Raw genomic sequence first — 22227 nt, forward strand, 5'->3', positions numbered from 1 at the left:
CAGTCGCTTAGCGTGGGAACGCTGGCGGGTTGACCCCGGCCATGTCTTCCATCACGCGCACTACCTGGCAGCTGTAACCGAACTCGTTGTCGTACCAGACGTACAGAACAACGCGGTTGTCCTGAACGATGGTCGCTTCAGCGTCGACCACACCGGCGTGACGCGAGCCCACGAAGTCGGTGGACACCACTTCCTGCGAGTTGACGAAGTCGATCTGCTTGTGCAGGTCGGAGTGCAGCGCCATGTAGCGCAGGTACTCGTTCATCTCTTCACGGGTGGCGGCTTTCTCGAGGTTCAGGTTGAGAATGGCCATCGACACGTTTGGCGTCGGAACGCGGATCGCGTTACCGGTCAGCTTGCCGGCCAGCTCAGGCAGGGCCTTGGCAGCAGCAGTAGCAGCACCGGTCTCGGTGATTACCATGTTCAGCGCGGCGCTACGGCCACGGCGATCGCCCTTGTGGAAGTTGTCGATCAGGTTCTGGTCGTTGGTGTACGAGTGAACGGTTTCGACGTGACCGTTGATGATGCCGAACTTGTCATTCACAGCCTTCAGCACCGGCACGATGGCGTTGGTGGTGCAGGAAGCGGCGGACACGATCTTGTCGTCAGCGGTGATTTCGTTGTGGTTGATACCGTGAACGATGTTCTTCAGCTTGCCTTTGCCTGGCGCGGTCAGAACAACGCGATCGATACCCGGGCAGGCCAGGTGCTGGCCCAGACCGTCGGCGTCACGCCATACACCGGTGTTGTCCACCAGCAGAGCGTCCTTGATGCCGTACTGGGTGTAGTCCACCTCGGTCGGGTTCTTCGCGTAGATGACCTGGATCAGGTTACCGTTGGCGGTGATGGTGTTGTTTTCTTCGTCGATGGTGATGGTGCCGTTGAACGAACCGTGCACCGAGTCGCGACGCAGCAGGCTGGCGCGTTTGGTCAGGTCGTTTTCGGCGCCCTTGCGCACCACGATGGCGCGCAGACGCAGGCCGTCGCCACCACCGGTTTTCTCGATCAGGATGCGCGCCAGCAGACGGCCGATACGACCGAAGCCGTACAGGACTACGTCAGTGCCTTTGCGGGCCGAAGCATTTTGCTGGCCAACCACATCAGCCATTTCTTCGCGAACGAACTGCTCGGCGCTGCGGCCATTGCCTTCGTTACGGAATTTGAACGCCAACTTGCCCAGGTCTACCGATGCCGCGCCGAGCTTGAGCTCGCTCATGGCTTTAAGCAGAGGGAATGTTTCGTGGACGGAGAGTTCGCTATCGTCGGAGGAACGGTGGCGAGCAAAGCGGTGAGCTTTGAGAATCGCGATGACAGACTGGTTGATCAGGCTGCGGCCATAGATCGAGCTCACCACGTTGTTATTGCGGTAGAGCTGACCGATAAGCGGAATCATCGCTTCTGCGAGTGCTTCACGGTCGATCCATTCACCAAGACACTGGTCGGGCTTCTGAGTCACGGGAACCTTCCACATGTAGGGGCAGAAAAAAGGGGCTACATTATGCCGCCCAGTTCCTGTCGTAGCAATGCGCGCCTGTCGTGCGGAACGTAACAAAAAGCCCTTGCAAAAAAACACCACTGTGCTGGAGACCAGTAAAACCGCGGCTTCCAGCAGCGTCAATTTTTTGGACATCACACCAGCCTGTCTGTAACCCTCCGTAACACCAGCCACAATCGGCACTACATTTCAGGTCAAGAAGCGCATTTTGTTGTCATAGCCACTACATTTTCCCCAACCAGCGTATTAGACGCATCAGCCACTGACAGTGGCTGCCCGGGGCCGTTACAATTACCGACTTTGTCGCAACGCTTGGAGCTTGACCGTCCGTGCCCGTCCTGCGTCTACCGCTACTCCCTGCCGCCGCCGGCAAACAGCATTGGGGCAACTTGCCCGGTGCCGCCCTGAGCCTGGCCATCGCCGAAGCCGCCAGCGCTGCCAAGCGCTTCACCCTCCTGCTGACTGCCGACAGCCAAAGCGCTGACCGGCTGGAACAAGAGCTGAGCTTCTTCGCCCCGGATCTGCCGGTGCTGCATTTTCCTGACTGGGAAACCCTGCCCTACGACCTGTTCTCGCCGCACCAGGACATCATTTCCCAGCGCATCGCCAGCCTCTATCGGCTGCCGGAGCTGGAACATGGCGTGCTGGTGGTGCCGATCACCACTGCCCTGCACCGCCTGGCGCCCACCCAGTTCCTGCTGGGCAGCAGCCTGGTGCTGGACGTCGGCCAGAAGCTCGATGTGGAACAGATGCGCACCCGCCTGGAAGCCAGTGGTTACCGCTACGTGGACACCGTCTACGAACACGGCGAATTCACCGTGCGCGGCGCACTGATCGATCTGTTTCCCATGGGCAGCAAGCTGCCCTATCGCATCGACCTGTTCGACGACGAAATCGAGACCCTGCGCACCTTCGATCCGGAGAACCAGCGCTCCATCGACAAGGTCGACTCGGTGCGCCTGCTGCCGGCCAAGGAGTTCCCGCTGCAGAAAGAAGCGGTGACCCGCTTCAAGGCGCGCTTTCGCGAACGCTTCGATGTGGACTTCCGCCGCTGCCCGATCTTCCAGGACCTGAGCAGCGGGATTACCCCGGCCGGTATCGAGTACTACCTGCCGCTGTTCTTCGAAGAGACCTCGACCCTGTTCGACTACCTGCCTCAGGACACCCAGGTGTTTTCCCTGCCGGGCATCGAACAGGCCGCGGAAAACTTCTGGAACGATGTACGCAACCGCTATGAAGAGCGCCGCGTCGACCCTTCGCGCCCGCTCCTGCCCCCGGCCGAACTGTTCCTGCCCGTGGAAGACTGCTTCGCCCGGCTGAAGAACTGGCCGCGAGTGGTGGCCAGCCAGCAGGACATCGAGACCGGTGTCGGCCGCGAACGCTTCCCGGCCCACGAGCTGCCGAACCTGGCCATCGAAGCCAAGGCCAACCAGCCGCTGGCAGCACTTTCGGGCTTTCTCGACGAGTTCCCCGGGCGAGTGCTGTTCACCGCCGAATCCGCCGGCCGCCGGGAAGTGCTGCTGGAGCTGCTGGAGCGCCTCAAGCTGCGGCCCAAGACCGTCGACAGCTGGCCGGACTTCGTCGCCAGCAAGGAACGCCTGGCAATCACCATCGCCCCGCTGGACGAAGGCCTGGTGCTGGACGATCCGGCCCTGGCCCTGGTGGCCGAAAGCCCGTTGTTCGGCCAGCGAGTAATGCAGCGTCGGCGCCGGGAAAAGCGCGCCGATGCCAACAACGATGCGGTGATCAAGAACCTCACCGAGCTGCGTGAAGGTGCGCCGGTGGTGCATATCGACCATGGCGTCGGTCGCTACCTGGGCCTGGCCACCCTGGAAATCGACAACCAGGCCGCCGAGTTCCTGACCCTGGAATACGCCGAGGGCGCCAAGCTTTATGTGCCCGTGGCCAACCTGCACCTGATCGCCCGCTACACCGGCAGCGACGACGCCCTCGCGCCCCTGCATCGCCTGGGCTCGGAAGCCTGGCAGAAGGCCAAGCGCAAGGCTGCCGAACAGGTACGCGATGTGGCTGCCGAACTGCTGGACATCTATGCCCGCCGCGCCGCCCGCGAAGGCTATGCCTTTGCTGACCCGAAGGCCGACTACGCCACCTTCAGTGCCGGTTTTCCCTTCGAGGAAACCCCGGACCAGCAGAGCACCATCGAAGCGGTGCGCGAGGACATGCTGTCGGGCAAGCCCATGGACCGCCTGGTATGCGGCGACGTGGGCTTCGGCAAGACCGAAGTGGCCATGCGCGCTGCCTTCATCGCGGTCCACGGCGGCAAGCAAGTGGCGATCCTGGTGCCCACCACCCTGCTCGCCCAGCAGCACTACAACAGCTTCCGCGACCGCTTCGCCGACTGGCCGGTGACCGTGGAAGTGATGAGCCGCTTCAAGTCCACCAAGGAAGTGAATGCTGCGGTAGCCGACCTCGCCGAAGGCAAGATCGACATCGTCATCGGCACCCACAAGCTGTTGCAGGACGATGTAAAGATCAAGAACCTGGGGCTGGTGATCATCGACGAAGAACACCGATTCGGGGTGCGCCAGAAAGAGCAGCTCAAGGCACTGCGCAGCGAAGTCGACATCCTGACCCTGACCGCCACGCCGATCCCGCGGACCCTGAACATGGCCGTCTCGGGCATGCGCGATCTGTCGATCATCGCCACCCCGCCGGCCCGGCGCCTGTCGGTGCGCACCTTCGTCATGGAGCAGAACAAGAGCACGGTCAAAGAGGCCCTGCTGCGCGAACTGCTGCGTGGCGGCCAGGTGTACTACCTGCACAACGACGTGAAGACCATCGAGAAATGCGCCGCCGACCTGGCCGAACTGGTACCCGAGGCGCGGATCGGCATCGGCCACGGGCAGATGCGCGAACGCGAACTCGAACAAGTGATGAGCGACTTCTATCACAAGCGCTTCAACGTGCTGATCGCCTCGACCATCATCGAGACCGGCATCGACGTGCCCAGCGCCAACACCATCATCATCGAGCGCGCCGACAAGTTCGGCCTGGCCCAGTTGCACCAGTTGCGCGGTCGGGTCGGGCGCAGCCACCACCAGGCCTACGCCTACCTGCTGACACCGCCGCGCCAGCAGATCACCCCGGACGCGGAAAAACGCCTGGAGGCCATCGCCAACACCCAGGACCTGGGAGCCGGCTTCGTCCTGGCCACCAACGACCTGGAGATCCGTGGCGCTGGCGAACTGCTGGGCGACGGCCAGAGCGGGCAGATCCAGGCCGTGGGCTTCACCCTCTACATGGAAATGCTCGAACGCGCGGTGAAGGCCATCCGCAAGGGCGAACAACCGAACCTCGACCAGCCACTGGGTGGCGGCCCGGAAATCAACCTGCGCTTGCCGGCACTGATTCCCGAGGACTACCTGCCGGACGTGCACGCGCGCCTGATCCTCTACAAGCGCATCGCGTCGGCCACCGACGAGGACGGCCTGAAGGACCTGCAAGTGGAGATGATCGACCGCTTCGGCCTGCTGCCGGAGCCGACCAAGAACCTGATCCGCCTGACCCTGCTCAAACTCCAGGCCGAGCAACTGGGGATCAAGAAGGTCGACGGCGGCCCACAAGGCGGCCGCATCGAGTTCGCCGCAGATACACCAGTGGACCCACTGGCCTTGATCAAACTGATCCAGGGCCAGCCCAAACGCTACAAATTCGAAGGCGCAACCCTGTTCAAGTTCATGGTGCCGATGGAGCGCCCGGAAGAGCGCTTTAATACATTGGAGGCACTGTTTGAGCGCCTCACCCCGAAATCTGCTTGAAGGACGCCCCATGCGCCTGTTCCGCTCCCTGACCCTGCTCCTGGCCCTGGTCGCGCCAACGGCCTTTGCCGATGACCTGTACCAGGTGGAAATGATCCTCGTACGGCAGAACGCCGAGCCGCTGATCGTCAGCCGTGCAGCCCCCGAAGACTGGGCCGCCGGCGCTCAACGGCTGAGCCCGGACAGCCTGCGTACCCCGGCCCTGGGCAGCATCGTGGAAAAGCTCGGCGCCAGCGGCAGCTACAGCGTGCTGTTGCACAAGGCCTGGCAACAGACCCTGGGGGAAACCCCGGTGAAGGTTGCCCTCAGCGATGGCCCGGAACAGTTCGGCCAGTTCCCCATCGAAGGCACCCTGAGCCTGAAGCTCGGGCGCTTCACCGATGTGGACGCGGACTTCTGGGTCAACCAGATCGACAGCAACGGCCTGGTCACCAGCAGCGAGCGCCTGAAACAGCAGAGCCATACCAAGAATGGCCAGCTCAACTACCTGGACAACGGCCACCTGGCGCTGCTGATCAAGATCACCTCGCTGACCGCACCGGCACCGCGCCCCGCTCCAACTGAAATTCCGGACTGATCGAAGTCCCTATGACCCCGCCCCTGACCAAACCCCTGGCCCCCTCCTGGGTCAACCGCTTCAAGGAACAAGCCTTGGAGCGTGGCCGGCGCTACGCCCTGGAAAAACGCGTGCGCATCGCCACGGCCGGAGACAGCGCTATCACCGCCAGTTGCGAAGGCTCCGGTGGCACTATGTACCGGCAGACCATCACCCTGCGCGAATCGAGCAAGGGCAACCTGCTGCTGATCGACGCCCACTGCACCTGCCCAGTACGCAGCAACTGCAAGCACATCGCTGCGGTGCTGCTACAAGTGGAGGAAACCCTGGCCTACCCGGCGGCGGCCCAGGACGCCGAACTGCTGGAAAAGCTCTCCGCAGTCCTCGACAGCCGTCGCCCCGCCGCCCTGCCCCAGGTACTGCTGGAGGACGTGCACCCGGTGCCGCGGCTGTGGCTGGCAAGCATCGAGTTCAGCGCCTTCGAACCGCGCAACGGCAAGATGCAGCGCTACATCCAGCACCGCGCCGCACTGTCGTTCAACTACAGGGGCGAATACGCCAGCGGGCAGAAGAACACCGATGTGATCATCCGCCAGGAACACCAGAGCCTGCGCATCAAGCGCCAGCCCGAGCTGGAACAGGGCTGGCGCGAGCAATTGCGAGGCCTGGGCTTCAAGATCGCCACCCGGCAGAGCAAGGCACTGCCGGAAAGCGCCGGCGAGCTGTTCGAGATGGTCAACGACAGCGCCTGGCTGACCTTCACCCTCAACGAACTGCCCAAGCTGCGCAGCCAGGGCTGGGAGCTGCAGATCGACGAAGGCTTCGGCTTCGACCTGACGGCGGTGGACGACTGGTACGCCAGTGTCGACGAGGCCCCGGGCCGCGACTGGTTCGACCTGGAACTGGGGATCATCGTCAACGGCGAGCGCTTGAGCCTGCTGCCGATTTTGCTCAACCTGATGCGCTCGCACACCGAGATCCTCAATCCGGAGCGCCTGGCCAAGCGCCGCGACGACGAGCTGATCCTGGTGAACATTCCCAATCGGCCCAACTCCCTGCATGGCCCGCTGCAAGTGGCACTGCCCTATGGCCGCCTGAAGCCGGTACTGGCAACCCTGGGCGAGTTCTATCTGCAAGAACCCGGCGATACCACCCTGCGCTTGAGCAGCGCCGACGCCACCCGCCTCAACCCGTTGCAGGACCTGCCACTGCTATGGGAAGGCGGCGAACACATTCGCACCTTCGCCCAGCGCCTGCGGGACATCCGAGACTACTCGGCGCCGGCGCCCCAGGGCCTGAACGCCACCCTGCGCCCCTATCAGCTCGAAGGCCTGAGCTGGATGCAGTCACTGCGCCAGCTGGAAGTGGGCGGCATCCTGGCCGACGACATGGGCCTGGGCAAGACCCTGCAAACCCTGGCGCACATACTCAGCGAGAAGAACGCCGGGCGCCTGGACCGCCCCTGCATGGTGGTAATGCCCACCAGCCTGATTCCCAACTGGCTGGACGAGGCCGCGCACTTCACCCCGCAGCTCAAGGTACTGGCGCTGTATGGCGCCGGGCGCAAGAAACACTTCGCCCAGCTGGGCGACCATGACTTGCTGCTGACCACCTATGCGCTGTTGCCCAAGGACATCGAACTGCTGGCGGCCCAGCCCCTGCATGTGTTGATCCTCGATGAGGCGCAGTACATCAAGAACCCGTCGAGCAAGGCCGCCCAGGCCGCTCGGGAACTCAATGCCCGGCAGCGCCTGTGCCTGTCCGGCACGCCGCTGGAAAACCATCTGGGGGAGCTCTGGTCGCTGTTCCACTTCCTCTTGCCGGGCTGGCTCGGCGATGCCAAGAGCTTCAACCGTGACTACCGGGTACCGATTGAAAAGCACGCCAGCGAGGTGCGCCTGCAGCACCTCAACGGCCGGATCAAGCCCTTCCTGCTGCGCCGTACCAAGGAGCAAGTGGCCACCGAACTGCCGCCCAAGACCGAGATCATCCACTGGGTCGAGCTCAACGAGGCGCAGCGTGATGTCTACGAAACCATGCGCCTGGCCATGGACAAGAAAGTGCGCGACGAAATCACCCGCAAAGGTGTGGCGCGCAGCCAGATCATCATTCTTGAAGCCCTGCTCAAACTGCGCCAGGTGTGTTGCGACCTGCGCCTGGTCAACGACTCGCCACCCACACGGGGTAGCTCCTCAGGCAAGCTCGACAGCCTGATGGAAATGCTTGAAGAACTGTTCGAAGAGGGCCGGCGGATTCTGCTGTTCTCGCAGTTCACTTCGATGCTGAGCCTGATCGAGGCCGAGCTGAAACGGCGCAACATCGCCTACGCCTTGCTCACCGGCCAGACCCGGGACCGGCGCACTCCGGTACGGGACTTCCAGAGCGGCAAACTGCAGATTTTCCTGATCAGCCTCAAGGCCGGTGGTGTCGGCCTCAACCTGACCGAAGCCGATACGGTGATTCACTACGACCCGTGGTGGAACCCGGCCACCGAGAGCCAGGCCACCGACCGCGCCTATCGCATCGGCCAGGAAAAGCCCGTGTTCGTCTACAAGCTGATTGCCCGAGGTACGGTGGAAGAAAAGATCCAGCACCTGCAGCAGGAAAAATCGGACCTGGCGGCAGGCGTGCTTGATGGGCGCAAGGCCGGTGACTGGAAGCTGCAGAGCGACGACATCGAAGCCTTGTTCGCGCCGCTACCAGACAACAAGGGCGGCCGCTGAGACCGGCCACGTGCGGGGGCATCCAGAATTGCCCAGAACCCCCTTGCAAAGTCGTCAGTCGATCAACTGGGCATCCTTGAGGGCACCCAGCGCCGCCAACCAACGCGGATCCTGCTTGTACTCGATATTGGCGAAGGCCTGGCCACGCATTCGCGCGATGCGTGGCGAAGGCTGCACCTTGAGGCGCTGCACGGCACTCAGGGCCAGCTCGGCGGCAGCACGGTCATTGCATACCAGCCCCATGTCGCAACCGGCGGTCAGCGCCGCTTCGATCCGGCTTGCCGCGTCCCCGACGACATGGGCGCCGGCCATGGACAGGTCATCGCTGAAGATCACCCCGTCAAATTGCAGCTCGCCACGCAGGACGTCCTGCAACCAGTAGCGCGAGAAGCCGGCCGGTTGAGGGTCGACTTGCGGATAGATGACGTGCGCAGGCATCACTGCCGCCAACTGCTTGCTCAGACGAGCAAAGGGCAGCAGGTCCTTGGCACGGATTTCATCCAGACTGCGCTCGTCATTGGGGATCGCCACATGAGAGTCGGCCTCGGCCCAGCCGTGCCCGGGAAAGTGCTTGCCGGTAGCGGCCATGCCGGCGCTGTTCATACCGCGGATAAACGCACCGGCGAGCAACGCCGCCTGCTCGGGGTCGCCCTCGAACGCCCGGCTGCCCACCACCGCGCTGCGCTGGTGATCGAGGTCCAGTACCGGGGCGAAGCTCAGGTCCAGCCCCACCGCCAGCACCTCGGTGGCCATGACCCAGCCACACTGCTCGGCCAGGTACTCGGCATTCGGATTGTCGGCCAGGGCACGCATGGCCGGCAGGCGCACAAAGCCCTGACGCAGACGCTGCACCCGACCGCCCTCCTGGTCCACGGCCAACAACAGGTCCGGGCGAATCGCCCGAATCGCCGCGCACAGCTCCCGCACCTGGCGCGGATGTTCGATATTGCGGGCAAAGATGATCAACCCACCGACCTGCGGCTGGCGCAGGAGTTGGCGATCTTCGGCCGTCAGCCAGGTACCGGCGACGTCCACCATCAAAGAGCCTTGCAGGCCAGCAGTCATAGAAATTCCTTAAGCACTACGATGGCTTCCAGGCAACGCTGATCGAGCCGCATCCGCATGGATGCAGCCGGGCCGAGCAGCATCGGCGCAGGGAAGGCACGGGATATAGAACGAGAATCGGCATGGGCGGCTAGCTTAGCGGATGTAAGCTGTCGCGCCCACCCGTGGGTCAGGCCTTGGCGGCTGCCGGGGCCGATTTGCTGCGCGGCTTGAGCTGGGCGCTGGCCATGGCTTCGTCGGTGACGCCGGTTTCGGCACGCATGCCCGCGGCGAGGAACGGCACCATCAGGCGCATCACCTGCTCGATGGAGGTATTGACCCCGAAATCGGTTTCGGCGATAGCCCGCAGCGCCTTGATCCCGGACATGCTGAACGCCGCAGCACCGAGCATGAAGTGCACGCGCCAGAACAGCTCGATGGGCGGAATACGCGGCGCCGCTTCGTTGACCAGCAGCATGTAGCGGCGGAACACCTTGCCGTACATGTCCTCCAGATAACGCCGCAAGTGCCCCTGGCTCTGGCTGAACGCCAGCCCCAGCAGACGCATGAAGATCGACAGGTCGTTACCGCTGCGCGGCTGCACTACCAGGGCCTGCTCGACGAGGATTTCCAGCAGCTCTTCCAGGCTCGGCTTGTTCTCCGGCCTGGACTGACGGCGCTCAAGCTCACGATCGAGACTGATGCAGAACGGGCCGAGGAAACGCGAGAATACCGCCTGGATCAAGGCCTTCTTGGACCCGAAATGATAGTTGACCGCTGCCAGGTTGACCCCGGCCTTGCTGGTGATCAGCCGCAATGAGGTTTCGGCAAAACCTTTTTCCGCGAACAACTGCTCGGCAGCATCGAGAATGCGTTCAACGGTTTCCGACTGGGCCATGGCTACTCCGCCTGACAAACACTTGTTTGAAACATACGTTTCAGGCTTTGCAATGTCAAGCCTGCCGGCCTCTGCGCAAGCCGTCCGGCGCGCTATTTAATCACACCTGCCGGCCACTGTAGCCAGCCTTCGGCGCAGGATTGCGGCCCCCGGATGACAACCGCTCGGCCGCCACAGGCAAAAGGAGGATTGCCAAGCGACGTTCACTGTATATAATCCCAGTCACTGTATAAAAAGACAGAGCGATCGACATGCTAAAACTGACGCCACGCCAAGCTGAGATTCTGGCTTTTATCAAACGCTGCCTCGAAGACAACGGCTACCCGCCCACCCGTGCGGAAATTGCCCAGGAACTGGGATTCAAATCGCCCAACGCCGCTGAGGAACACCTCAAGGCCCTGGCCCGCAAAGGCGCCATCGAGATGACCCCGGGTGCCTCCCGCGGAATCCGCATTCCCGGCTTCGAAGCCAAGGCCGACGATACCCTGCCGATCATTGGCCGTGTCGCTGCCGGTGCACCGATCCTGGCCCAGCAGCACATCGAAGAGTCCTGCAATATCAACCCGACCTTCTTCCACCCTCGCGCCGACTACCTGCTTCGCGTCCATGGCATGAGCATGAAGGACATCGGCATCTTCGACGGTGACCTGTTGGCGGTACACACCACTCGCGAGGCCCGCAATGGCCAGGTCGTGGTGGCGCGCATCGGTGATGAGGTCACGGTCAAGCGCTTCAAGCGCGAAGGCAGCAAGGTCTGGCTGATTGCCGAGAACCCTGAATTCGCCCCCATCGAAGTCAACCTGAAAGATCAGGATCTGGTGATCGAAGGCTTGAGTGTCGGCGTCATTCGCCGCTAAAGGAGGCTCCATGCAGTTCCCCCACACACCACAGCAAGCACAACTGCCACTGTTCGAGGCGTTCCTGGCCCAGCCATTGGCGCCCGCCCTCAAGGAAGTGGTCGAATCGCCCTGGAACAAAGATCCAGAAGCCTTCAGCGAGCTGTCGTTACGCGGCGCCGCCGGGAACTGCCTGAACCTATTGGCGCCGATCCTTCGGGAACTCAGCCAGGACCAGGACGCGCGCTGGCTGACACTGATCGCCCCGCCCTCCAGCCTGACCCAAAGCTGGCTACGGGACGCCGGCCTGAATCGCGAGGGGATCCTGCTGCTGCACCCCCGGGGTAATCAGAGCCCGCAACAGCTCGCCTGCGAGGCCCTGCGCCTGGGTCGCAGTCATACCGTAGTCAGCTGGTTGAACCCGTTGAGCGCCAGCGCCCGGCAACAGCTGATCAGCGCCGCACGTACTGGCGATGCGCAGAGCCTGAATATTCGCCTGGGATGAAACACCGGGAAAGCGTGGGATTTACGCTTGAATGACACAAGGCTTCTCCAGGATTGAGAAGCCGGAACAAATGCGACGGATGACCGGAGAAACCCGATAGACGGGCTTAGTGCAGAACCCGCGGGCCATCTTCCTTGTCAATTTCACCTTCAACCAGTCGACCGGCCATCTGTACGCCGACGCTCAACATGGCCTTGGCCACTTCCACGTGCTGACCTTGCAGAAAGGCTTTGGCATCCTCGGAGAAATCCAAAGTAACCAGAGAACCCTCGTCCTCAGCTCTGCGCAGCTCGATACGGCCGTCTGGCAACTCGACAATTTCTAGAAAGGACGTTGGCATAAAGGTCTGGTCTCCACGAAAGGGCGGGATTATATCAGTCATCACCCCCGCCCCGCTCAGGATCTTGCAAGAGGGTCGTTACCCCTCAACAGGAATGACTTCCCGATCCTTGCAATCAACACCTAGCCACACCGACCCCAAGCCCGCGCCAGCCCCCTTCAAAAATTCGGCCTGTATTCAAAACCCGCCGAGGCCTGGCTGTCGGAAAACGGCGTGATCAGCGACTTCTTCAGGACCAACCGATTGACCAGGGAGCCGGGAAACATCTGAATGGAGTTGTTGAAGTGCTCCACATTCAGGTTGAACAGGGTAATCGCCCCACCGATATTGCCTTCCTGCTCGGCAACCTCGCGCATCAGGTTGCTCAACAACTCGACGGACTTGAGGTCGGGGTAGGCCTCAAACGCAAGATTCAAACCGCCCAGCAAAGCCTTGGTGCCCTGGTCTACCGACTTGAGCGCATCACCGTCGGCTGCGGATGGCAAGCTACCAATGGCACTACGCAGCCCAACGATCTTTTCCAGCAACTGGCTTTCGTAGGCCTGGAAGCCAGCCACTTGCGGCTCCAGCATGTCCAGCACCCTGATCCTCTGGCGCTGGTAGGTCAGCACATCCGACCAGGCCCGCTGGGCACGGTTATGCGCACCGACAATCTTGTTGTAGTGCACATAGGCAAGAACGCCCAAGGCAATCGCGATGACCAGCAACAACTCCATACTCTACTGCTCCATTTCATCAGTGACCTTCAGCGGAAGATCGAAATTGTTGTCGTGCAGCTCCGCCAACTCATGCACCAAGGCCAGCACCGGAAACAGGTTAGGCAACGGCAGGCCCTGCTCGATATTGGCGTAGAAGCTCGGCAGATCGTCAAACGTGCCCGGATCCTTGTAGGCCATGACCTCGGCATCATCGAAGCTCAGACATAAATGGCCCTCGCTGGAGAATTCCAGATTCACCTTTTTCAGCCGCCGACGAAGTTCCAGCAAGAAAGCCAGGGTGGTGGGCGTTGCGAACTTCGCGCAAGCCAGCTCACTATCACCGGTGAAATTGAAGCTTCTGTTGAAGTCATCGGAAGTGGTCTCAAAGACTTTGCGCTTCTTGCTCTTGGTATTTGGCAGATCACTGCGCACCATCACCCCTCTGACCCAAGGAAAGTCCACCACCAGGCTGAAGCGATCGAAACTCTCATAGACCCGCTCGCTCTCGCCATCGGATTTGCGTTTGTAGTGGGAGTTCACATAACGCAGATGGTGAAAGACAAAGGACAACTGATGCCGCGGGCCCTGGTAGGTCCCCCTGGCTGAAGCCTCGATACGGCGGCTGTCATTGCCGCGATCATAGTCGTCGAACTCACTGCTCAGTTGCGTGAAACGCTCATCGGCGGTTCCGCCCGGGTCCCAAAGGCCGTTACTGAGAAATGAACACTTACGGGCTATTTTCTGCGGCAACTCGTCTAACACGGCTTTACGACCCATCCAGGTATACAAGGTGGCAAAACCCAGGCAGGCCGTCGCAAACCACATCAGCTCCACACCCGCCATGGCCGGGATCGCCGACACAATAGCCAGCATCAACAGCAGCCAGGACTGGGCATGATCGAAATCCAACCCTCCCCTGAAGGACTGGAGCCTGGCGATGACCCTCAATAGATCCTCGTTGCTCCTGGCTCGAGCCACCTCTGCATTGCTAGTGGCCAACAACTTCACCAACTCGGCATCGTGCTTGAGAAACTGCATTACATTTCCTTGATCAAGTTGCCAGCCTCAGGAGCATCTGGAACAGCAGCAAGAGCATGGCTGTCATGCAACTGCGCCAACCGATGCACCAGCTCCAGCAGTGAATACAGCTTCGGCAACTCGATACCCGCCTTGATCCGCTCGCGAAAGACCGCCAGGTCACTCAGCGAGCCCGGATCGGCATGGGCAATGATGTCCGCATTATCAAAGCTCAGACAGAGCCGCCCTTGACTGGAAAATTCCAGATTGACCCGGTAAAGGTGGCGTGAAAGCTCCATCAGGAGGTCCAGGGTTGCTGGCCTGGCGAAGTGTTCGCAACAGGCCTGATCATTACCGCGCAGTACAAAGACCTGGTCGAAATCGTCGCGACCGGTCTTGAACGGCTGCCCCGCCAATGACACTTCCAGGGGACTGGAGCGAACCGTAATCTCTGTCACCCACGGGAAATCCAGCACCAGGCTGTAGCGGTTGTACGTGTCGTAGACAGTGCGATAGCTGCCGCCGGCACCAGGCTCTTGCCTGGAATTGACGTACTGCAGATGGTGATACTCGAACGCCAAGGACTGGCGAGGCCCCTGGTAGACACCCAGGAGCGAGTCCTGGATATGACGTCGCTCATTACCCCGCTGGTAATCGCTGAACTCGTTGTTCAGCCTTTTCAGGCGCCAGTCGGCACTGCTGTCGGACTCGCTCAAGCCATGATGAAACATTACGCACTTGCGCACGATGCTTGCCGCCAGATCAGTCAAGGAGCCAGAGGCCCCTTTGCTGACGTAATAGCTAAAGAAACACAGAGCCAGAAACACCCAGAACATCCCGCCCATGCCGTCCATCAGCAGCGCGACAGCCAGGGAGGCAAACGCCAGGACCAGAAGCGTTATTGCCTGCACATGGTCGAATTCCAGACCGCCGGGGAATATCTCCAGCCTGTCGAGCACTTCCAACAAGTCAGTATTGGACTGGGCACGAACCACTCGCACCCGGCAATCGTTCAGCAGGCGAAGCAGCGCCTGGTCACGCAAGAAGAACAGCATGAATCTTCCTTGATCAAATAGTCACGCCCCCCATCAAGCAGCGCTCAGGATCAACACTCGTTAAGGCCATCCCTGAAACGAATGGCCAGGGCCTTGAGGTTCTGCCGCCAGCTTTCCAGCTCTTCCCGACTCAGTGCCTGCTCGGGCTCCTCTTCATCCAGATTGACCGCAATAATCAGTGGCTGGGTTACGTCGCCCTTGGGCTTGTGCGGCGCCTGTGGCGGCTGAAACAGCTCGCTGTAAGCAGACAGCAGTTGCGCCAGCCAGGTTTGCGGGCTGTGCGCCAATTCCAACAGCTCTGCCAGCTCGGGAATGGCAATGCTTTGCAGCACTTCACGATTGAGGATCTGCTCGACCCGGGCCGCATTGGCCTGCGGCAGCCGATAGAACCCGGCAATTTCATGGCACAGCCCCAGCAAGGCCCCGTACAGGTGGAACAGCACCGACTCGCGCCCCGCCTGGACCTGCGCCTGGGCATTCATGGCCCGCCCTTCCTCAGCGCGTGCCAGGGCTTCGAGCGACAGACCGGCAAAGTAGATTTTCTGATTGGTACGGGTATAGAGCTCGTGGGCCATATGGGCAGCCTCCACTGCGAAAAGAGAACCAGATGCAGACGGCACAGTTTCAGGGATCACTCCAGCTTGCCGCAAGCAAAAGAAAGGCCGCATGCCCCCTTGAAGGAGTCATGCGGCCCTGTTGGTCGCTACACCGAGAAGCTAGCCCTCGGCAGGCCAAGCACTTAGCGCTTGTCTTCGACCTTCCATTTACCGCCGTCGTAGAAGGCACGCCAGCCGGTCGGCTTGCCGTCGACTTCGGTCTGCACGTACTGCTCCTTGGTCTTGCGGCTGTAACGCACCACCGCAGGGCGGCCGTCCGGGTCCTTCTGCGGAGCTTCGCAGAGGAAGTGGTACTTGGGATCGATCTCATCCTTGTGCGGGATCAGTTCCAGCACCAACGGCGCACGGGTCTCGCGGTTTTTCGGGAACTGACTGGCCGCCAGGAACAGGCCCGAAGCGCCATCGCGCAGGATGTAGGTGTCGTTGACCTTCTCGCACTTGAGCTCGGGCATCTTCACCGGGTCCATCTTCGGCGGCGCCGCGTCACCGCTTTTCAGCAGCTTGCGAGTGTTCTTGCAGGTCGGGTTGGTGCAACCGAAGAACTTGCCGAAACGGCCGGTCTTGAGCTGCATCTCGCTGCCGCACTTATCACACTCCAGGCTCGGGCCTTCATACCCCTTGATCCGGTAGCTGCCCTCTTCGATCTCGTAGCCGGCGCAATCCGGGTTGTTACCGCAGATGTGCAGCTTGCGCTTTTCGTCCAGCAGGTAGGCATCCATCGCCGTACTGCAGATCGGGCAACGATGCTTGCCGCGCAGCACCAGGGATTCGGACTCGCCTTCGTCATCCGCGGCGATCTCGTCGCCCGGCACCAGGTTGACGGTGGCCTTGCAACGCTCCTTGGGTGGCAGGCTGTAGCCCGAGCAGCCGAGGAACACGCCAGTGGAGGCGGTACGGATCTGCATCGGCCGGCCGCAGGTCTGGCATGGGATATCGGTCATTACCGGCTGGTTGGCGCGCATGCCGCTTTCGGCGCCCTCGGCCACTTCGAGCTTCTTCTTGAAGTCGCCGTAGAATTCGTCGAGGACGTTCTTCCAGTCGCGCTCGCCCTGGGCCACGTCATCGAGGTTCTCTTCCATGCCGGCGGTGAAGCCGTAGTCCATAAGGTTGGAGAAGCTCTCGGAAAGGCGCTCAGTGACGATGTCGCCCATCTTTTCCGAATAGAAACGACGGTTGTGCAGGGTCACGTATCCGCGATCCTGGATGGTCGAAATGATTGCCGCATAGGTCGAAGGACGACCAATGCCGCGCTTTTCCATTTCCTTCACCAGGCTGGCTTCGGAGTAACGCGCCGGGGGCTTGGTGAAGTGCTGGCTCGGATCGAGCTTGATCAGCTTCAGCACTTCGCCCTGGGCCATTTCCGGCAGCACATCGTCATCGCCCGGCTTGGCCATCTGCGGCATGACCCGGGTGTAACCGTCGAACTTGAGGATGCGACCCTTGGCACGCAGCTCGAAGTCGCCAGCGGCGACGCTGACGGTGGTGGACAGGTATTGCGCCGGCAGCATCTGGCAGGCGACGAACTGGCGCCAAATCAGCTCGTAGAGGCGCTCAGCGTCACGTTCCATGCCCGACAGCTTGCTTGGGTGGGTATTCACATCGGACGGACGAATCGCTTCGTGCGCCTCCTGGGCCCCTTCCTTGCTGCTGTAGACATTGGGCGAAGCCGGCAGGTACTTGTTGCCGAACTCGTCTTCGATATAGGTACGCGCCATCGCCACGGCATCGGCCGAGAGGTTGGTGGAGTCGGTACGCATATAGGTGATGTAGCCGGCTTCATACAGACGCTGGGCCATCATCATGGTCTTCTTCACCCCGAAGCCCAGGCGATTGCTCGCAGCCTGCTGCAGCGTGGAGGTGATGAACGGCGCCGATGGCTTGCTGCTGGTGGGCTTGTCTTCACGCTTGGCGACGCTGTAGGCCGAGGCCTTGAGCTTCTCCAGGGCGGCCATGGCCTGTGCTTCGTTGAGCGGCTTGAAGGCTTCACCGTTTTCACGGGCCACTTCAAAACGCACATTCGAGCCCTTGGCAGTGCCCAGGTCAGCGTGTACTTCCCAGTATTCTTCCGGGATGAAGGCACGAATCTCACGCTCGCGCTCCACCACCAGCTTCACGGCTACCGACTGCACGCGACCGGCAGACAGGCCACGGGCAATCTTCGCCCACAGCAGCGGCGAAACCATGTAACCCACCACGCGGTCGAGGAAGCGTCGCGCCTGCTGGGCATTGACTCGATCAATGTCCAGCTCGCCCGGCTGGGAGAAGGCTTCCTGGATCGCCTTCTTGGTGATTTCGTTGAACACCACGCGCTTGTAGCGGCTGTCATCACCGCCAATGGCTTCCCGCAGGTGCCAGGCAATGGCCTCCCCTTCGCGGTCCAAGTCCGTTGCGAGATAGATGGTGTCGGCATCCTTGGCAAGGCGGCGCAGCTCTTCGATGACCTTTTCCTTGCCAGGGAGGATTTCGTACTTGGCTTTCCAGCCGTGCTCGGGATCGACGCCCATGCGCGACACCAGCTGCTTGCGAGCCTTTTCCTTCGGCGACAGAGCCGGGGCTTCGCCCGCAGCGGCCTTGCCACGCTTGGCGGCTGGCTCCTTGGCGGCACTTGCCGAACCGCTGGTGGGCAGGTCTCGGATATGGCCGATACTCGACTTCACCACGTATTGGTTACCCAAGTACTTGTTGATGGTCTTGGCCTTAGCCGGGGATTCCACAATGACCAGCGATTTGCCCATGGATCAGAAAATTCCTGAATTCGAGAAGTGAAAGGCGGTTGGCGCCTGACGCGGCACCGCTATATATAGTGGCAACAGGGTGAGGTCAAGCGCAGGGTACTGCGCGACCTGTACTCATGCCGGTGAAAAAAGACTGGGTTCGGCCTGCACCAAAGCAAAGCGCGGGACCTGCTCGCCGTCAACTTCGACCGACTCCAGGAACATGCTCAAGGGCCGCACCCAAAAGCCGTAATCCCCATACAGGGCTTGGTAGAACACCACTTCTTCTTCCGTTTCCGAGTGCCGCGCCACGCTGAAAACGCGGTACTGCGGCCCCTTGTAATGCTGATAGAGCCCGGGTTGTAACTGCATGCTCTGGCCCTCGTGCAATTTTTTCAAAATAAAGACAAACAAATCTTCAGAAAAACAAAAACCGGGGCACTGGGCCCCGGCTTCCATCAACCCAACGCTTAAACGCGTTCGAAGACGGTCGAGATACCCTGGCCAAGGCCGATGCACATGGTGGACACCCCGAAGGTGCCGCCATTCTGCTTCATGACGTTGAGCAGGGTCCCGGAGATACGTGCGCCGGAGCAACCGAACGGGTGACCCAGGGCGATCGCGCCGCCGTGCAGGTTAACCTTCTCGTTCATCTTGTCGAGCACTTTCAGATCTTTCAGCACTGGCAGGGCCTGTGCAGCGAAAGCTTCGTTGAGCTCGAAGAAGTCGATATCGTTGATGCCCAGGCCCGCGCGCTTCAGGGCTTTCTGCGTGGCCGGTACTGGACCATAGCCCATGATGGCCGGATCCACACCTGCAACGGCCATCGAACGAATCACCGCCATCGGCTGGATACCCAGGTCCTGGGCACGCTGGGCCGACATCACGATCATGCACGAGGCACCGTCGGTGATCTGCGACGAAGTACCGGCAGTCACGGTACCACCTTTAGGGTTGAACGCCGGCTTCAGGGCCGCCAGGCTCTCCAGGGTGGTCTCGGGACGGATGGTTTCGTCGTAGTCGAACAGTTTCAGGAAACCGTTCTCGTCGTAACCCTGCATCGGGATGATTTCATCCTTGAACTTGCCTTCCACAGTCGCCTTGTGGGCGAGCTGGTGGGAGCGCACGCCAAAGGCGTCCTGCTGCTCACGGGTGATACCGTGCATCTTGCCCAGCATCTCGGCGGTCAGGCCCATCATGCCGGAGGCTTTGGCTGCGTACAGGGACATGTGCGGGTTCGGATCGACACCGTGCATCATGCTCACGTGGCCCATGTGCTCGACGCCGCCGACCACGAACACGTCACCGTTGCCGGTCATGATCGCTTGCGCGGCAGTGTGCAAAGCACTCATGGACGAGCCACACAGGCGGCTGACGGTCTGGCCGGCCGAGGTGTGCGGGATCTGGGTCATCAGCGACGCCATGCGTGCGATGTTCCAGCCCTGCTCCAGGGTCTGGTTGACGCAGCCCCAGATCACATCCTCGACTTCCGCCGGGTCGACCTTGGCGTTGCGTTCCAGCAGTTTGCTGATCAGGTGCGCCGACATGTCTTCGGCGCGGGTGTTGCGGTGCATGCCGCCCTTGGAGCGGCCCATCGGAGTACGACCGAAGTCGACAATCACGACGTCTCTAGGATTCAAGCTCATATGTTCACTCTCGCTCTAGTGTGGGCGCTTAACCGAAGAAGCTCTGGCCGTTCTTGGCCATTTCACGCAGCTTCGCGGTCGGGTGGTACAGCGCGCCCAGATCGGCGTACTGGTCGGCCAGGGCAACGAACTCGGCAACACCGATGGAATCGATGTAGCGCAGCGCACCGCCACGGAATGGAGGGAAACCAATGCCGTAGACCAGGCCCATGTCAGCTTCGGCAGCGGTTTCAACGATGCCGTCTTCCAGGCAACGAACGGTTTCCAGGCACAACGGGATCATCATCCAGTTGATGATGTCTTCGTCGGTGACTTCACGCTGCTCGTAGACAATCGGCTTGAGCACTTCCAGCACCGACGGATCGGCCACCTTCTTCTGCTTGCCCTTCTTGTCGGTTTCGTAGGCGTAGAAGCCCTTGCCGTTCTTCTGGCCCAGGCGCTTGGCTTCGTAGAGCACGTCCACGGCCGAGCGGCGATCGTCCTTCATGCGATCCGGGAAGCCTTCGGCCATGACGTCACGACCGTGGTGGCCGGTGTCGATGCCGACCACGTCCATCAGGTACGCCGGGCCCATTGGCCAGCCGAATTTCTCCATGATCTTGTCGATGCGCACGAAGTCCACACCGGCGCTGACCAGCTTGGCGAAACCGCCGAAGTACGGGAACAGCACGCGGTTGACCAAAAAGCCCGGGCAGTCGTTGACCACGATCGGGTTCTTGCCCATTTTCTTGGCGTAGGCAACGGTGGTCGCTACCGCCAGCTCGCTGGACTTCTCGCCACGGATCACTTCCACCAGCGGCATCATGTGCACCGGGTTGAAGAAGTGCATGCCGACGAAGTTTTCCGGACGCTTGAGGGCCTTGGCCAGCAGGCTGATGGAAATGGTCGAGGTGTTGGACGCCAGGATGGTGTCCTCCTTGACCTGGCCTTCCACTTCAGCCAGCACGATCTGCTTGACCTTGGGGTTCTCGACCACGGCTTCAACCACCAGGTCGACGTTGCCGAAGTCACCGTAGGACAGGGTCGGACGAATGCCGTTGAGCACTTCAGCCATCTTCGCGGCGGTCATGCGGCCTTTGTCAACGCGGCCCACCAGCAGTTTCGCGGCTTCCGCCAGACCCTGCTCGATGCCGTGTTCGTTGATGTCCTTCATCAGGATCGGCGTGCCTTTGGAGGCCGACTGGTAGGCGATGCCGCCACCCATGATACCGGCGCCGAGTACGGCGGCCTGCTTCACGTCCTTGGCGATTTCGTCGTAGGCCTTGGCCTTTTTCTTCAGTTCCTGATCGTTCAGGAACAGGCCGATCAGGCTTTGCGCAGCAGAGGTCTTGGCCAGTTTGACGAAGCCGGCGGCCTCTACTTCCAAGGCTTTGTCGCGGCCAAAGTTGGCGGCTTTCTGAATGGTCTTGATCGCTTCGACCGGTGCCGGGTAGTTCGGGCCAGCCTGGCCGGCCACGAAACCTTTGGCGGTTTCGAAAGCCATCATCTGCTCAATGGCGTTGAGCTTGAGCTTTTCCAGCTTAGGCTGGCGCTTGGCCTTGTAGTCGAACTCGCCGGAAATGGCGCGCTTGACCAGGGCCAGAGCGGCGTCCTTGAGTTTGTCGGGAGCAACCACGGCGTCGACGGCACCAACTTTCAGCGCGTCTTCAGCACGGTTTTCCTTGCCGGCGGCAATCCACTCGATGGCGTTGTCGGCACCGATCAGACGCGGCAGGCGCACGGTACCGCCGAAGCCCGGGTAGATGCCCAGCTTGACTTCCGGCAGGCCGATCTTGGCACTGGCAGCCATGACGCGGTAGTCCGCCGCCAGGCACATTTCCAGGCCGCCGCCCAGGGCGATGCCGTTGATCGCGGCAACGGTTGGCACGTTGAGGTCTTCGAAATCGCTGAAGATCTTGTTGGCTTCGAGGTTGCCTGCCACCAGCTCGGCATCCGGCAGCTTGAAGTTGTCGACAAACTCGGTGATGTCGGCGCCGACGATGAACACGTCCTTGCCGCTGCTGACGATCACGCCCTTGATCGAAGCATCTGCCTTGATGGTGTCAACAGCCTGACGCAATTCGTTCAGGGTTAGACGGTTGAACTTGTTGACGGACTCACCCTTGAGGTCGAAATTCAATTCGACGATGCCACTTTCAAGAGCCTTAACCGTGATGGCTTTACCTTCGTAAATCATCAACTGATCTCCACGATATGGAAGCTGAACAGTACACGTCGGACGCTGACTTCTGGCATGGCACTAACGTCACCGTCGATGCTAACGCCAATCCGCCAGGCACACCCGCCAACGCGATAGTCGGGATT

At 61.1% G+C, this 22227-nt stretch carries 17 protein-coding genes; 5 read left to right on the forward strand and 12 right to left on the reverse strand.

Annotated elements, in window-relative coordinates:
* Positions 1-7 precede the first annotated feature (7 nt).
* Positions 8-1471: a glyceraldehyde-3-phosphate dehydrogenase gene (locus AC1RMG_RS27110; RefSeq protein ID WP_011060275.1), complete on the reverse strand. Its 1464-nt coding sequence runs from the start codon at positions 1469-1471 to the stop codon at positions 8-10.
* 353 nt (positions 1472-1824) lie between these two features.
* On the opposite strand from AC1RMG_RS27110, the gene mfd reads away from it, so the two are divergent.
* The 3 genes from mfd to AC1RMG_RS27125 are packed head-to-tail and all read left to right on the forward strand — an operon-like array spanning position 1825 to position 8553.
* Entirely contained in the window at positions 1825-5274 is a 3450-nt protein-coding gene (gene mfd / locus AC1RMG_RS27115) for a transcription-repair coupling factor (RefSeq protein ID WP_011060274.1), read from the forward strand.
* 10 nt (positions 5275-5284) lie between these two features.
* A complete protein-coding gene (locus tag AC1RMG_RS27120) occupies positions 5285-5851 on the forward strand; it encodes a CsiV family protein (RefSeq protein WP_015634817.1) in 567 nt (188 codons plus the stop codon).
* An 11-nt stretch (positions 5852-5862) separates the two neighbouring features.
* Entirely contained in the window at positions 5863-8553 is a 2691-nt protein-coding gene (locus tag AC1RMG_RS27125; protein ID WP_015634816.1) for a DEAD/DEAH box helicase, read from the forward strand.
* A gap of 54 nt (positions 8554-8607) precedes the next feature.
* Here AC1RMG_RS27125 and nagZ read toward each other — a convergent pair whose 3' ends face one another.
* Positions 8608-9606 (reverse strand): beta-N-acetylhexosaminidase, encoded by a 999-nt coding sequence (gene nagZ / locus AC1RMG_RS27130; protein WP_493170788.1) that lies wholly within the window; start codon positions 9604-9606, stop codon positions 8608-8610.
* A 181-nt stretch (positions 9607-9787) separates the two neighbouring features.
* Positions 9788-10495 carry a TetR/AcrR family transcriptional regulator gene (locus AC1RMG_RS27135; protein WP_011060270.1) on the reverse strand — a complete coding sequence of 236 codons (708 nt, stop codon included), beginning with the start codon at positions 10493-10495 and terminating at the stop codon, positions 9788-9790.
* 251 nt (positions 10496-10746) lie between these two features.
* On the opposite strand from AC1RMG_RS27135, the gene lexA reads away from it, so the two are divergent.
* Together lexA and sulA are read left to right on the forward strand one after the other, a co-directional pair.
* Positions 10747-11352, forward strand: a complete 606-nt coding sequence (gene lexA / locus AC1RMG_RS27140; protein ID WP_011060269.1) for a transcriptional repressor LexA — start codon at positions 10747-10749, stop codon at positions 11350-11352.
* 10 nt (positions 11353-11362) lie between these two features.
* Positions 11363-11836 (forward strand): SOS-induced cell division inhibitor SulA, encoded by a 474-nt coding sequence (gene sulA / locus AC1RMG_RS27145; protein ID WP_011060268.1) that lies wholly within the window; start codon positions 11363-11365, stop codon positions 11834-11836.
* Between the two features lie 106 nt (positions 11837-11942).
* Here the strand turns inward: sulA and AC1RMG_RS27150 are convergent, their stop codons facing one another.
* From AC1RMG_RS27150 to fadB, 9 genes are all read right to left on the reverse strand, one after another.
* Positions 11943-12176, reverse strand: coding sequence for a hypothetical protein (locus tag AC1RMG_RS27150; protein ID WP_011060267.1), 234 nt, complete (start codon positions 12174-12176; stop codon positions 11943-11945).
* A gap of 158 nt (positions 12177-12334) precedes the next feature.
* Positions 12335-12892: a LemA family protein gene (locus AC1RMG_RS27155; protein WP_493170703.1), complete on the reverse strand. Its 558-nt coding sequence runs from the start codon at positions 12890-12892 to the stop codon at positions 12335-12337.
* Positions 12893-12895: 3 nt separating this feature from the next.
* Positions 12896-13912 carry a hypothetical protein gene (locus AC1RMG_RS27160; RefSeq protein ID WP_152686066.1) on the reverse strand — a complete coding sequence of 339 codons (1017 nt, stop codon included), beginning with the start codon at positions 13910-13912 and terminating at the stop codon, positions 12896-12898.
* Positions 13912-14946, reverse strand: coding sequence for a hypothetical protein (locus AC1RMG_RS27165; protein WP_493170705.1), 1035 nt, complete (start codon positions 14944-14946; stop codon positions 13912-13914). The genes AC1RMG_RS27160 and AC1RMG_RS27165 overlap by 1 nt, the downstream gene beginning before the upstream one ends.
* Positions 14947-14996: 50 nt before the next feature.
* Complete coding sequence (locus tag AC1RMG_RS27170; protein ID WP_410036388.1) at positions 14997-15521, reverse strand: DUF6586 family protein; 525 nt, start codon at positions 15519-15521, stop codon at positions 14997-14999.
* Between the two features lie 164 nt (positions 15522-15685).
* Positions 15686-18298, reverse strand: a complete 2613-nt coding sequence (topA, locus tag AC1RMG_RS27175) for a type I DNA topoisomerase (RefSeq protein ID WP_011060262.1) — start codon at positions 18296-18298, stop codon at positions 15686-15688.
* Between the two features lie 114 nt (positions 18299-18412).
* Positions 18413-18649: a DUF1653 domain-containing protein gene (locus AC1RMG_RS27180; protein ID WP_019093731.1), complete on the reverse strand. Its 237-nt coding sequence runs from the start codon at positions 18647-18649 to the stop codon at positions 18413-18415.
* A gap of 98 nt (positions 18650-18747) precedes the next feature.
* A complete protein-coding gene (gene fadA / locus AC1RMG_RS27185; protein ID WP_011060261.1) occupies positions 18748-19923 on the reverse strand; it encodes an acetyl-CoA C-acyltransferase FadA in 1176 nt (391 codons plus the stop codon).
* 28 nt (positions 19924-19951) lie between these two features.
* Positions 19952-22099, reverse strand: coding sequence for a fatty acid oxidation complex subunit alpha FadB (gene fadB / locus AC1RMG_RS27190; RefSeq protein WP_011060260.1), 2148 nt, complete (start codon positions 22097-22099; stop codon positions 19952-19954).
* Positions 22100-22227: the final 128 nt, after the last annotated feature.

Source organism: Pseudomonas sp. GW822-FHT04H02 (genome assembly GCF_058800645.1).